Raw genomic sequence first — 13489 nt, forward strand, 5'->3', positions numbered from 1 at the left:
CAACTCTTATTCTCTGTGGTAAGGATGATTGGCTGTAATGCTCCATGCTCGGTATAAGCTTTCTGCCATTACAACTCGAACAAGAGGGTGTGGTAGCGTCAGCGGGGATAGAGACCAACTTTGCTCTGCTGCTGCTTTACAGGCAGGGGAAAGCCCCTCTGGACCACCAATAAGAATGGATACGTCACGAGCGTCTAATTTCCAAACTTCAAGTTGCTCTGCTAATTGTTCGGTATCCCAACGCTTACCAGGAATATCAAGAGTAACAATGCGGTTACCTTTAGGAACAGCTGCAAGCATAGCTTCGCCTTCTTTTTGAAGAATACGAGCGATATCTGCATTTTTACCACGTTTTCCAGCGGTAATTTCAACAAGCTCAAGTGGCATGTCTTTAGGGAAGCGACGGCTGTATTCTTTATAGCCTTCTTCTACCCATTTCGGCATTTTTGTACCAACAGCAATTAATTGAAGCTTCATTAAACTAGCTCCACAACTTTTCTAGTTGATATAGCTCACGGTGCTCTTGTTGCAGAATGTGGATCATGACATTTCCCATATCAACAACCACCCATTCACCTTCCGCTTCACCGTCAATACCATAAGGCATTAAACCAATTTCTTTTGATTTATCTGATACGTTCAGAGCAATAGAACTAACGTGGCGTTTAGAGGTACCCGTACAGACAATCATAAAATCAGTAATGCTTGATTTATCGCGAACATCAAGAGTAATGATGTTTTCGGCTTTCATATCGTCAACATGGTTGAATAGAAAATCATGAAGTTCTTTATCTTGCAAAGTAATCACCTAGAAGAAATGGAGTATTTATGGAAGAGTATATCAGTGATACTCAATCAATGAGATAAGTTGGGTGTCACTGAAATGTGAATATTACACATATCTAACGTCAATTGGCTAAGTTGTGGCCAACAATTGGTATCAAAGTCAGTTTTTGTTGCTACTTCCATTAATGCCAGTGAACGAATCAGTAGTTGTATCTGTGGCATGGGTAGTCGTTGCAATGCGGATTGATACAGTGAACGACGATTTTGCCAGACTTTATATCGGTCGAAAACCGTAAACATAGCTTCGCCTTGAGTTATTGCCTGCTGAAAATTTTGTAGCAGGAAGAGCTCTTTTTGTAACGTTCTTAGTAAAATTACCACTTCCATGCCTTCACTTTCTAATTGGCGCAAGATACGTTGCGCACGTTTAGCTTGGCCTGACAATAATGTATCTACCAATTGGAATGGAGTGAAATGGTTATTTCTATTTAACGCTTCCTCAATACGAATTAAGGTTAATAAGCCGTCTGGGTATAGCAGCGCCAGTTTATCTAAGCTTTGAGCAAGGGCTAATAAGTTACCTTCATGCCATTGAGCAAGCATTTGTACTGCTTCAGCATCGGGTTTTAATTTCAACGTTTTACAGCGTTGTTGAATAAAGCGTGGTAACTGTTGATTATCAGGTGTATTACACGGAACAAATAATCCAAGTTGAGTTAGTGCTTTAAACCATTGCGTATTTTCTTGTGCTTTGTTGACTCTTGGTCCTTGAAAAATCAGCAGAATATCATCGTGAAGTGCTGGAACCAATTCTTTTATTTTATTGGTATGTGCAGTCGTTAAGCCTGTATCAGGAATAGTGAGTTCCAATATTTGTCGAGATGAAAATAAGCTTAATGCTTGGGTGCAATCAAAGATTAATTCCCAATCAAGTTGCTTATCTAGCGTAAATTGGTGCTTCTCTTCAAACCCTTGTTTTATTGCAGCTTGACGAATGGCATCGAGACTTTCTTGTTTTAAAAGCGGTTCATTGCCAAATAATAAGTAGCTCTGACGTAAACCTCTTTCAAGATTTTGAACAAGTTGTTCGGGAAATACTCTCATGACTATTGAATATTTCCTGTCGATGTATCCATCGTTTCAATGACTTCTTTGGTTGTCACTTTACTTTCAGTATCATCATCAAGCGTTGCTGTTTCAACACTTGTGCCTACTGGTGTGTCGTCTGCTTTTAAACGTGCCATTTGACGTAAAATTTGCTCAGCAGCCTGCGTTCGCATTTCATCTTCGATCATGTCACGTTCTACCGATTTCGCTAAGGCAGTTAATGGGTTATCAAGGTAGTTACGGTTTACTGATGTCGTATACGTTTTAATGTCATGTTCAGGGATAAGTACGCTATAAGTAACGGTATAGGTCAGCGCTTTTTCTGCTGCTCTGCTATTTTGATAAAGAGATAGAGTACGCTCACCAAGACTTTCACTGATTAAATTTAAGCTAGGCGTTACGGTTGTTGGTGCAACCTGACGGATCCCATTCATTCTTAATTGTTTTTGCACATTACGGGTTAAATCACTGTATTGGTCAAAACTGGTCAGAGAAACTTCATGCAGTTCTTCTGGTAATAAATAATTACCGCGCAAGTGGAATCCACAGGCTGAAACCATAAGTGAAAGAGTCAGAACAATAGTGGTTCGAAGAGAAAATAGAGATAAAAGACGTTTCACCGAGTAACTCCCTCAAGTGGTGTAAGAATGCTTATTTAACTGTTCTAATTAATTTGTCGTTTCAAAATAAAGCAGTTAAATAAGCATAAGCGGCTATCCGCTTATGCTTTAAATAGAAAAGTAATCTGATAAAAGGTTCAAATTACTTTTTACGTTTAAATAGTACTAACTGGTTAATATTAGTTAGCTACGATATTTAACAGTTTACCAGGTACATAGATTACTTTACGAATCGTTAAACCATCTAGGAACTTGATTGCGTTTTCATCTTTTAGACCAAGCTCTTTAACTTGCTCTTCAGTTGCATCTGCAGCAACGATCAGTTTTGCACGTAACTTACCGTTGATCATAACAACGATAGTTTTTTCATCTTCAACAAGTGCTTTTTCGTCAAATGTTGGCCATGCTGCTGTATCGATGTTCGATTCACCTAATGCGTCCCACATTGCAAAGCTTGCATGTGGTGTCATAGGGTAAAGCATAACAACAACCGCTTTTAGCGCTTCATCAAGAAGGGCACGATCTTGTGCTGATTCTTGAGGTGCTTTATTAAGCTTGTTCATCAATTCCATGATTGCAGCAATCGCAGTGTTGAATGTTTGACGGCGGCCAATATCATCACTTACTTTTGCAATCGTTTTGTGAACATCACGGCGTAGTGCTTTTTGGTCACCAGAAAGAGCGGCAACATCTAACGCGTCAGTTGCGCCTTTTGTTGTGTGCTCGTGAACTAATTTCCATACACGCTTAAGGAAACGACTTGCGCCTTCAACGCCTGATTCTTGCCATTCTAGAGTCATATCAGCAGGTGCTGCAAACATCATGAATAGACGTACTGTATCAGCACCAAACTTATCAACCATCTCTTGAGGGTCAATACCGTTGTTTTTAGACTTAGACATTTTGATCATGCCTGAGTGCTCAACATTACGGCCTTGGTTGTCGATTGCTTTCTCGATACGACCTTTTGCGTCACGCTCAATCGTTACATCTGTTGGTGCGATCCACTCTTTTGTGCCTTTTTCATTAGTGTGGCTAAATGCATCTGCAAGTACCATACCTTGACATAAAAGCTGCTTGAATGGTTCGTCTGAGTTTACATAGCCCGCATCACGTAGAAGCTTATGGAAGAAGCGAGAGTAAAGAAGGTGCATACATGCGTGTTCGATACCACCCACGTATTGGTCTACTGGTAACCAGTAGTTTGCTTTTTCTGGGTCTAGAATATCGTCAGCTTGTGGTGAACAGTAACGTGCGTAGTACCAAGATGATTCCATGAAGGTATCAAAGGTATCTGTTTCACGAAGTGCTGGCTCGCCATTGAATGTGGTTTTCGCCCATTCTTTATCGGCTTTGATAGGGCTAGTTACGCCATCCATAACCACATCTTCAGGAAGAATAACTGGTAATTGATCTGCAGGCACTGGGTGAACTTCACCATCTTCAGTGGTTACCATTGGAATTGGAGCACCCCAGTAACGTTGGCGTGAAACACCCCAGTCACGTAGACGGAAGTTTACTGTTTTCTTGCCTTTACCTTCTGCTTCTAGTTTCGCCGCGATTGCATCAAATGCCTCTTGGAAAGCAAGATCGTCGAATTCACCAGAATCAAACAGAACGCCTTTTTCAGTGTAAGCCGCTTCAGAAACGTCTACATCAGAACCATCTTCAGGTTTGATTACTGGAATAATATCCAAATTGTATTTAGTTGCGAATTCGAAGTCACGTTGATCGTGAGCAGGAACGGCCATTACTGCACCTGTGCCGTAATCCATTAATACGAAGTTTGCTACATAGATTGGCACTTCACGACCGTTAAGAGGGTGGATAGCACGTAGGCCAGTATCCATACCTTTCTTTTCCATCGTTGCTAATTCAGCTTCGGCAACTTTAGTATTGCGACACTCTTCAGTAAAAGCGAATAGCTCAGGGTTAGTTGCCGCCGCTTTTTCAGCAAGAGGATGACCTGCTGCGATGCCAACGTAAGTAACACCCATTAGCGTATCTGGACGTGTGGTATATACTTCTAAAGGTGCTTCTTCGCCGTTAACAGCAAAAGATAACTCTACGCCTTCAGAGCGGCCGATCCAGTTACGTTGCATGGTTTTAACCATTTCAGGCCAACCATCAAGATTATCTAGGTCATCAAGAAGCTCTTGTGCGTATTCTGTAATTTTAATGAACCACTGTGGAATTTTCTTTTGTTCAACAGGGGTATCACAACGCCAACAACAACCGTCTTCAACTTGTTCGTTTGCAAGAACCGTTTGGTCATTTGGACACCAGTTCACAGAAGACGTTTTTTTGTAAACTAAACCTTTGTTGTACAGTTTAGTGAAGAACTCTTGTTCCCAACGGTAGTACTCAGGCGTACAGGTTGCAAATTCACGGTTCCAATCGTAACCAAAGCCTAATAGTTTAAGCTGGTTTTTCATGTATTCGATGTTTTCGTAAGTCCACGGTGCAGGCGCTGTTTTATTTTTTACCGCTGCATTTTCAGCAGGAAGACCAAACGCATCCCAACCGATAGGTTGCATTACGTTTTTGCCTTGTAGGCGCTGATAGCGAGAAACCACATCACCGATGGTGTAGTTACGAACGTGACCCATGTGTAGACGACCACTTGGGTATGGGAACATTGAGAGGCAATAGAATTTTTCTTTGCTTGCGTCTTCAGTCACAACAAACGTTTTGTTGTCGTCCCAATGTTTTTGGATCTTTTGTTCAAGATCCTGTGGATTATATTGTTCTTGCATCGATTTACCCAGTTATGTCAGTGGATCACAAAAAATGTGAGATCGGTTTGATCAGATAATACTTGATCGGCATAGAATAACTAATGGAGCGCTTATACTCAAGCGACCTGATAACCTTTAACTCACTCTTCGCTATATAAATCTAGCGAATTCTTGGAGGTGACTTATGTCTAAGCAAAAAACAGGTTATAACGCCGTCTTAGAGCGCGTAATGAATGTGTTAGAAAGAAGCCCTGAAGAATTTGAACACTGGGCGAAATCATCCGAAGAAGTGGTGGACGCTGCTTCTGATATGACCAAAGATGAATTGGCTTTAATTTCAAGTTATGTAAAACGAGACATGAAGGAGTTTGCTCAGAATTACGAAAAGAGCAAAACAACATTCCCTGATTCTCCTTTTTATCGATTAATCTCTGATTCTATTTGGCACGGTTTGCTTGAAATAACCGATAAAACACAAGTTGAATGGCATGAGATGTTTGATGACTTAGCACATCAAGGCGTTTATCAGGCAGGTGAAGTCGTAGGGCTTGGTATTTTGGTTTGCGAGAAATGTGGCCATCGCGAGCAATTTAATCACGCACAAATTATTCAGCCTTGTACGCATTGTGAGAATGAAGAGTTTACCCGAGTATCTCTTAAGCCATAGCTGAGCTTATTGGCTAAAGCAGAAAGGTCTGTATCTCAATTAATAGATACAGACCGATAGAACTCAATTAGATTCTTTTACGCCAAGCAAGAAGTAAAGATAAAAAGACTAATAGGTATAAAGGCCATGAACCCCAGTAACGATATGGCGTTGTACCTATGGTTGGTATTACTTCGCCTCGCAATACAGCGGTAGTGAACTGAGGAATTTGTTTCGTTATATTGCCTTTATGATCTGTGATTGCCGTTACGCCATTATTTGTTGAACGAATAACAGGTTTTCCTATCTCTAAAGCTCGCATTTGAGCCATTTCCATGTGTTGCAGTGGGCCAATAGAAGTACCAAACCATGCATCATTAGATAGGGTTAAAATATAATCAGTTTGTGGTGTAATGTTTTCTCTGACCTGTTCGCCATAAACGATTTCGTAGCATAATGCAGGGGCTAATTGTGTGCCGCTGGCTTCCATGTTGGGTTGAATGTAATCACCACGACTGAATGATGACATTGGCAGGTTAAAGATTGGTGCGATAGGGCGTAATAAGTTTTCAAAAGGAACAAATTCACCAAATGGAAGTAAATGGTGTTTGCTGTACCTTGGTTGCTGCGTGTAATTGTAGCCATTTGTTCCATTAACGCCTAATGAAATAATATTATTGTAGAAATTACCGGTAGGGCTTTGGCCGACAATGCCAGTGATTACCGTGCTGTTGTTCATTGATGCTGCGCTATCTAAATTACGTAGAAAACTAGGGATTTCAATTTCCAGTGCAGGTATCGCGGCTTCAGGCCACACGATAACATCGGCATCCCAATTTTTACGGGTTAAATCCATATATTTCATAATAGTAGGCCAGCGTTCGCTAGGCAGCCACTTAATTGCTTGGTTAACATTTCCTTGGATTAGCGCTACTTTTGTTGCTTTATCTGATTGAGGTGTAACCCAATCAAATGGTTTGATGGCAAAAGAGCTGGCAATGATGACTGCTGGGATTAAAAGCAAAGTCCATTTTTTTTCTAGAAGGCTGTATACCATTGCCCCCGCAGAAATCAGGATCATTAGTGTTATGCCTTCTACACCAAATATTGGGCCCCAAGCAGACAGTGGGCTATCTATTTGACTGTAACCTAGCCATAACCATGGGAATCCGGTAAATACCCAACCACGCAGCCAATCGGTTACAAGCCAAAGCGCCGGAGCGGCCAATAAGTATTTCGTTAGTTTATGGTTGCTAAAAATTCGTTGTAAAAGAAACGAGAATAGCATGGGATATAACGCAAGGTAGCTGATTAACCCTATCATTAAAAATAGACTAGCAGCGACTGGCATGCCACCAAAGTTGTCGATACTGACATGAACCCAACTCACACCGGCACCAAAGTAACCTAAGCCCCAAACAAAACCCAACCACGTTGCTTTTTTTGTTGTTTGTTTATGCAATAGCAATAAAAGAAGTAAAGGGGCAATAAAAGCAAAAGGCCATAAAGAGTAGGGAGCAAAAGCAAGGGTAGCGCTTGCGCCTGAAAGCAGAGCAATAAGAAGACGGATGGCGTAGTGAGAAAGTAAAGGCATTGGTTATAACTCAAATAGATGTAGGTAGCGAAAGAGAGTTAGTCTGTATAAGTTAGATAAAGTTCAGCCACTGAGGATGTCAGTGGCTGATTGCATTATTCTGCTTCAGGTTCTTTATGTTCCGATTCTTTATCAGGAATCGTTACTTGAAGTTGAATAATTCGACGGTTGTCAGCAGCAGTGACTTTGAATGTAAAACCTGAAATTTCAATCGTTTCACCACTTTCTGGTAAATGACCGAAACCAGTTAATACTAGTCCGCCAACAGTATCTATTTCTTCGTCGCTGAAGTTAGTTGAAAACGCGTCATTAAAGTCTTCAATTTCAGTTAAGGCTTTTACCGCAAAGGTATGTTTACTTAACTGACGAATGTCTTTTTCTTCTTCGTCATCAAATTCATCTTCAATGTCACCAACGATTTCTTCAAGAATATCTTCGATAGTAACAAGACCAGAAACCCCACCAAACTCATCAACTACAATGGCCATGTGGTAACGTTCTTCTCTAAACTCTTTTAAAAGCTTATCAACACGTTTGCTTTCTGGTACTACAACAGCAGGTCTAATAACTTGCTCTATTTCAAAGGCTTCACAGTCAGAGCCTAAGTATCTTAGTAAGTCCTTCGCAAGGAGTATACCTTCAACATGGTCTTTGTCTTCGCTGATCACAGGGTAGCGTGAGTGAGACGCTTCAATGATGGTTGCTATCAGTGATTCAAGGTCTTGAGTTTTCTCGACCGTAACCATTTGAGAGCGAGGTAACATAATGTCTCTTACTCTCATTTCCGCTATTTCCATGACACCCTCAAGCATGTCTCGGGTGTCATGGTCGATAACTTCATTTTCTTCAGAGTCTCTAAATGCATCAACTAGGTCTTGGCGATCTTTAGGCTCTCCTTGGAAAAATTGTGAAAGGCGTCCTAAGAAGGACTTTCTACTCGGACCTTCTGTATTCTGTGAATTTTCGTCGTTCATGGCTTCTTTTAAAGTAAATGCTATCAATGTGGATAGCGCACATTAGTAACTACGGATTATCCCGTGGTTATTTCTCAGCAATGTATGGGTCTTCAAATCCCATACCTTGCATTAATTCGGTTTCGAGTGATTCCATCTCTTCAGCTTCATCATCTTCGATATGGTCATAACCTAGCAGATGCAGACTACCATGTACAACCATATGAGCCCAATGTGCTAATAATGGCTTATTTTGTTCAATGGCTTCGCTCTCAACAACTTGGCGACAAATAATTAAATCACCAAGTAGGTCAATTTCAATACCAGGAGGCGCTTCAAACGGAAATGAAAGTACATTAGTTGGCTTATCTTTACCACGATATTCGTGATTTAATTCATGACTTTCTTTTTCATCTACAATACGGATGGTTAATTCAGCTTGTGGTTGAAACTGTGGAATAACGGCATTTAACCACGTCATCAGTTCTTTTTCTGATGGTAAGCCGCTTTCGTTTTCACATGCAATTTGTAGATCGAGTTCAATACTCATTGTTCACCTGATTGTGTTACTTATTATTTTCTGCGTCAGCCATACGAGTGTCACGCTCTTGCTTTCTGCGTATTTCTTCTAGTTTACGCTCTTTTTGATCTTTTGCTTCCCATTTTTCATAAGCATTTACAATTCGAGCAACAACAGGGTGGCGAACAACATCATCTGCAATAAAGAAATTAAAGCTAATTTCATCGACTTCAGAAAGAACTTCAACGGCATGACGAAGACCAGATTTAGCCCCGCGAGGTAAATCGATCTGGGTTACGTCCCCTGTAATAACCGCTCGTGAATTAAAGCCAATACGGGTTAAGAACATTTTCATTTGTTCTACGGTGGTGTTTTGACTTTCATCAAGGATGATAAAGGCGTCATTCAGGGTTCTACCACGCATATAAGCTAATGGGGCAACTTCAATGACGTTGCGCTCGATCAGTTTCTCAACGCGCTCAAAGCCAAGCATTTCAAATAGAGCATCGTAAAGAGGGCGTAAATACGGGTCAACCTTTTGGCTAAGATCACCTGGTAAAAATCCTAATTTTTCACCCGCTTCAACCGCTGGTCGAGTTAACAGGATACGACGAACTTCTTGGCGCTCTAATGCATCAACGGCAGCAGCAACGGCAAGGTAGGTTTTTCCTGTACCTGCAGGGCCAATACCAAAGGTAATATCGTGAGTTACCATGTTGGTTAAGTACTGAGCTTGGTTTTCAGTTCTTGGCTTAATTAGGCCTTTCTTGGTTTTTATGAAGATCTCTTTTCCGTAAGGAATGGTTGATACTTCTTCTTTCGCTTGTTCTAAAATCCCCGACTCTTTCACCGCTAAATGAATTTGTTCTGGTTCAATATCAGGGTATTGATTTTTTATAGGTACAGTATCGACGTATAGATCTTTGAGGATGTCGATAGTGGCTGAAACAGTATGAGGTTTACCAACGACGGTAAATTCGTTGCCTCGATAATTGATTTCGACACCTAAGCGGCGTTCAAGGTGTTTGATATTGTCATCAAATGGGCCACAAAGGCTAGATAAACGGTGATTGTCTGCTGGCTCTAAGGTCAACTCTAATTTGGTTGTTTTAATGCTCAAGATTGCCTCTCAGAATGCTAATTACAAATGCTTATCTATTATTTATTGGGTAAAGTATAAATTATCTCAAGGTTAAATAAGAAAAAAGATGATCAAGAAACCTTAATCATCTTTTTAGTTTTTGATTTTATTGAGGATGTCACATTATGGCGTAAAAGTACCTACACCAAGATCATCTTCACGGCGTGTTTTTTCCATCATCTCTGCTGGAGATACCGCAACGCGTAAACCCATTTCTTTTTCTGTACGCACGAGGTTACCGCGTAGAGAGTTAGTGAATGATTCAGTAATGTGAATATCAACAAATTGACCAATTAAATCAGGGCTACCGATAAAGTTAACTACACGGTTGTTTTCAGTACGAGCACGTAATTCCATTGGGTTACGTTTTGACGGACCTTCTACAAGTGCACGTTGTACAGTGTCTAGCATTAGACGAGAGTAACGCGACGATTGGAAGTTAATTTGTTGTTGTAGTTCAGCTAAACGATCTTTCTTTGTTTGCTCAGGAATATCGCATGGATAATCAGCTGCAGGAGTCCCAGGACGAGCAGAGAAAACAAAGCTGTAGCTCATATCGAAATCAACGTCTTTAATTAGCTTCATTGTGTCTTGGAAGTCTTTATCTGTTTCGCCAGGGAAAGCGACGATAAAGTCAGAGCTAATTAAGATATCCGGACGAGCTTTGCGTAATTTACGAATAATTGATTTATATTCAATTGCAGTATGAGGACGCTTCATCATTGTTAGGATGCGATCAGAACCACTTTGAACTGGTAAGTGTAAGAAACTTACTAATTCCGGTGTATCTTCATATACCGCGACAATATCATCACCAAACTCTAATGGGTGACTTGTTGTAAAGCGAATACGGTCGATACCATCGATAGAAGCAACCATACGTAGCAATTCAGCAAACGTACAGATATCACCGTCATACGTTGGACCACGGTAAGCATTTACGTTTTGACCTAATAGGTTTACTTCACGTACGCCTTGTTCAGCCAGTTGTGCAATTTCGAATAATACGTCATCTAATGGACGGCTAACTTCTTCACCACGAGTATAAGGAACTACGCAGTAAGTACAGTATTTTGAACAGCCTTCCATGATAGAAACAAACGCTGATGCACCTTCTGCTTTTGGCTCAGGAAGGTTATCGAATTTTTCAATCTCAGGGAATGAAATATCCATTACTGGTTTTTCATTTGATTGAGACTGTTTGATCATTTCTGGTAAACGGTGAAGCGTTTGAGGACCAAAAATGACATCAACATAAGGAGCGCGTTGACGAATATGGTCGCCTTCTTGAGTTGCTACACAGCCACCAACACCAATCACTAAGTCTGGTTTTTTATCTTTTAAATGTTTCCAACGGCCTAATTGGTGAAAAACTTTTTCTTGAGCTTTTTCACGAATTGAGCAGGTATTTAATAACAGAACATCCGCTTCTTTTGGATCTTCAGTTAATTCATAACCATTTGCGGCACCTAAAAGATCGGCCATTTTAGATGAATCGTATTCGTTCATCTGGCAGCCCCAGGTCTTGATTAGCAGTTTCTTAGTCATGTAACTTTTTCACTCGTATTTTATTACTAGAATTCGGTACAGTTTTGAGAGACAAGCTCGATCAAAACGGATAGGGCGCGTATTGTACTGCTTTCCGCGCTTAATGACTAGATGTAGACACCCTTGAATATTTTATGGGTATTAGGTCATATTGAGCTAGAAAGGTTAATTCGCACAACCTGATTGATTTTGATTAAGTGAAAATCACGGTAGAATGAAGGAAATAATTGACTCATATAAGGTCTATGGATGATGAAAAAATATGATTACACCATTGTTGGTGGTGGAATGGTAGGAGCAGCGACTGCTATTGGTTTATCAAAATTAGGGTATCAAGTTGCTATTATTGAGCATAAAGCTCCGGATTCTTTTGATAATAGCCAACCAATGGATGTACGTGTTTCTGCTATTTCTCAATCATCCGTTGATTTACTTAATGAGCTAGGTGCATGGGAGCACATTAAGAAAACAAGAGTTTGCCCTTATAAGCGTTTAGAAACTTGGGATCATCCTGAATGCCGAACTCGTTTTCATTCTGATACCCTTAATATGGAACAGCTAGGGTTCATCGTTGAAAATCGTTTGATTCAATTAGGTCTATGGCAAGAGTTTTCTTCTTATGACAATTTAACGGTTGTTACACCGGCTAAAATTACCGAGCTTGAATTTTTTAGTGAGTACAATGAACTAACACTGGATAATGGCAATAAAATTAAAACTAAATGGGTTATTGGTGCAGATGGTGCTAATTCTTATGTACGCCAGAAAGCAAAGATCGGTATTACCGCTTGGGATTATCGTCAGCACTGCATGTTGATAAATATTGAAACAGAAAAACCACAACAGGATATCACTTGGCAGTGGTTTACGCCTTCAGGCCCTCGTTCATTCCTACCTTTACATGGAAATAAAGGTTCTTTAGTTTGGTATGACTCCCCTCAGCGCATTAAACAACTCTCTTCTATGACATCTATTCAGTTAGAAAAAGAAATTAAAGCGCATTTTCCACAAGAGTTGGGGGAGTTTACTGTAGAACAACATGGTTCTTTTCCTTTAACGCGTCGACATGCTCAAAAATACGTTGAACATCGCTGTGTTTTATTAGGAGATGCAGCCCATACTATTAATCCTTTAGCGGGTCAGGGTGTAAATTTGGGCTTTAAAGACGTAAAAGTCTTATTGGAAGAAATAGAATCTAAAGGCACAGAGACAGATAAAGCGTTACGTATTTACGAATCAAGACGAAAAATAGACAATTTAGCGATGCAATCCAGTATGGATCTATTTTATACCTTATTCAGTAATTCTTTACCTCCAGTTAAATTTTTACGAAATGCGGGTTTAAAGTTAGCAGATTCATCTGGGGCGTTAAAAACACAAGCATTGAAATATGCGTTAGGTTTATAGAAATAATATCAGAGGCTAGAGCTTAGGGATGAGTAAAGCGAATCTGTACAAGATAGGGCGATCATTTGATCGCCCTTTTTTGTTATACCAATTCCATTAATTATCTGATCATTATTACTGGTCAAATCACTCAATAGTTGCGTTAAAAATTATTATTGTAGAATAACTACTTATAAGAATTTTTGCCTTACTCTTAAGTGATTTTCCTGCGTAATAAATAGAACATCTAATTAGTTACATTGGTATTACGTGATATAAAAAGAACATGGATATGTGAGAAGAGATTTAAAGAGGAATAGTACAGACGAAAAAAAAGCCCATCAAATTAATGATGAGCTTTCTTAAAAGTGGTTGGGATACCTGGATTCGAACCAGGGAATGCCGGCATCAAAAGCCGGTGCCTTACCGCTTGGCGATATCCCAACAGAG

12 protein-coding genes and 1 tRNA gene are annotated in these 13489 nt (G+C 40.1%); 2 read left to right on the forward strand and 11 right to left on the reverse strand.

What is annotated here, in order from left to right; genetic code table 11:
- Positions 1-6 precede the first annotated feature (6 nt).
- From rlmH to leuS, 5 genes are all read right to left on the reverse strand, one after another.
- A complete protein-coding gene (gene rlmH, locus PVK70_RS14590; RefSeq protein ID WP_060993527.1) occupies positions 7-477 on the reverse strand; it encodes a 23S rRNA (pseudouridine(1915)-N(3))-methyltransferase RlmH in 471 nt (156 codons plus the stop codon).
- A 4-nt stretch (positions 478-481) separates the two neighbouring features.
- The gene (rsfS, locus tag PVK70_RS14595; RefSeq protein ID WP_165366864.1) at positions 482-799 is read right to left on the reverse strand and encodes a ribosome silencing factor; all 318 of its coding nucleotides are present in this window, start codon (positions 797-799) and stop codon (positions 482-484) included.
- Between the two features lie 56 nt (positions 800-855).
- A complete protein-coding gene (gene holA, locus PVK70_RS14600; protein ID WP_130044776.1) occupies positions 856-1890 on the reverse strand; it encodes a DNA polymerase III subunit delta in 1035 nt (344 codons plus the stop codon).
- Positions 1891-1892: 2 nt separating this feature from the next.
- Positions 1893-2453, reverse strand: coding sequence for an LPS-assembly lipoprotein LptE (locus PVK70_RS14605; protein ID WP_165367197.1), 561 nt, complete (start codon positions 2451-2453; stop codon positions 1893-1895).
- A 239-nt stretch (positions 2454-2692) separates the two neighbouring features.
- Entirely contained in the window at positions 2693-5269 is a 2577-nt protein-coding gene (leuS, locus tag PVK70_RS14610) for a leucine--tRNA ligase (RefSeq protein ID WP_130048781.1), read from the reverse strand.
- Between the two features lie 166 nt (positions 5270-5435).
- Between leuS and PVK70_RS14615 the strand changes: the two genes are divergently transcribed.
- Positions 5436-5918 (forward strand): zinc ribbon-containing protein, encoded by a 483-nt coding sequence (locus tag PVK70_RS14615; RefSeq protein ID WP_130044779.1) that lies wholly within the window; start codon positions 5436-5438, stop codon positions 5916-5918.
- Positions 5919-5985: 67 nt separating this feature from the next.
- Here PVK70_RS14615 and lnt read toward each other — a convergent pair whose 3' ends face one another.
- From lnt to miaB, 5 genes are all read right to left on the reverse strand, one after another.
- A complete protein-coding gene (lnt, locus tag PVK70_RS14620) occupies positions 5986-7491 on the reverse strand; it encodes an apolipoprotein N-acyltransferase (RefSeq protein ID WP_130048783.1) in 1506 nt (501 codons plus the stop codon).
- A 95-nt stretch (positions 7492-7586) separates the two neighbouring features.
- Positions 7587-8465, reverse strand: a complete 879-nt coding sequence (gene corC, locus PVK70_RS14625) for a CNNM family magnesium/cobalt transport protein CorC (RefSeq protein ID WP_130044781.1) — start codon at positions 8463-8465, stop codon at positions 7587-7589.
- A 67-nt stretch (positions 8466-8532) separates the two neighbouring features.
- Positions 8533-8994 (reverse strand): rRNA maturation RNase YbeY, encoded by a 462-nt coding sequence (gene ybeY, locus PVK70_RS14630; protein WP_130044782.1) that lies wholly within the window; start codon positions 8992-8994, stop codon positions 8533-8535.
- A gap of 16 nt (positions 8995-9010) precedes the next feature.
- Positions 9011-10084: a PhoH family protein gene (locus tag PVK70_RS14635; RefSeq protein WP_130048785.1), complete on the reverse strand. Its 1074-nt coding sequence runs from the start codon at positions 10082-10084 to the stop codon at positions 9011-9013.
- Between the two features lie 144 nt (positions 10085-10228).
- On the reverse strand, positions 10229-11653 hold the full coding sequence (miaB, locus tag PVK70_RS14640) for a tRNA (N6-isopentenyl adenosine(37)-C2)-methylthiotransferase MiaB (RefSeq protein ID WP_130048787.1): 1425 nt from the start codon (positions 11651-11653) through the stop codon (positions 10229-10231).
- 252 nt (positions 11654-11905) lie between these two features.
- On the opposite strand from miaB, the gene PVK70_RS14645 reads away from it, so the two are divergent.
- Complete coding sequence (locus PVK70_RS14645) at positions 11906-13060, forward strand: 2-octaprenyl-3-methyl-6-methoxy-1,4-benzoquinol hydroxylase (protein ID WP_207216418.1); 1155 nt, start codon at positions 11906-11908, stop codon at positions 13058-13060.
- A 348-nt stretch (positions 13061-13408) separates the two neighbouring features.
- On the opposite strand, the gene PVK70_RS14650 is transcribed toward PVK70_RS14645, so the two are convergent.
- Positions 13409-13483 (reverse strand) — tRNA-Gln (locus PVK70_RS14650).
- Positions 13484-13489: the final 6 nt, after the last annotated feature.

It is taken from the genome of Aliivibrio sp. A6 (assembly GCF_028765505.1).
GTDB lineage: Bacteria > Pseudomonadota > Gammaproteobacteria > Enterobacterales > Vibrionaceae > Aliivibrio > Aliivibrio finisterrensis_A.

Bases quoted from the DNA above. Each gene is read 5' to 3' on its own strand.
- leuS (WP_130048781.1), bottom strand. From the start codon at position 5,269: ATGCAAGAACAATATAATCCACAGGATCTTGAACAAAAGATCCAAAAA.
- ybeY (WP_130044782.1), bottom strand. From the start codon at position 8,994: ATGAGTATTGAACTCGATCTACAAATTGCATGTGAAAACGAAAGCGGC.
- rlmH (WP_060993527.1), bottom strand. From the start codon at position 477: ATGAAGCTTCAATTAATTGCTGTTGGTACAAAAATGCCGAAATGGGTA.
- holA (WP_130044776.1), bottom strand. From the start codon at position 1,890: ATGAGAGTATTTCCCGAACAACTTGTTCAAAATCTTGAAAGAGGTTTA.
- corC (WP_130044781.1), bottom strand. From the start codon at position 8,465: ATGAACGACGAAAATTCACAGAATACAGAAGGTCCGAGTAGAAAGTCC.
- PVK70_RS14615 (WP_130044779.1), top strand. From the start codon at position 5,436: ATGTCTAAGCAAAAAACAGGTTATAACGCCGTCTTAGAGCGCGTAATG.
- miaB (WP_130048787.1), bottom strand. From the start codon at position 11,653: ATGACTAAGAAACTGCTAATCAAGACCTGGGGCTGCCAGATGAACGAA.
- PVK70_RS14605 (WP_165367197.1), bottom strand. From the start codon at position 2,453: ATGGTTTCAGCCTGTGGATTCCACTTGCGCGGTAATTATTTATTACCA.
- PVK70_RS14645 (WP_207216418.1), top strand. From the start codon at position 11,906: ATGAAAAAATATGATTACACCATTGTTGGTGGTGGAATGGTAGGAGCA.
- lnt (WP_130048783.1), bottom strand. From the start codon at position 7,491: ATGCCTTTACTTTCTCACTACGCCATCCGTCTTCTTATTGCTCTGCTT.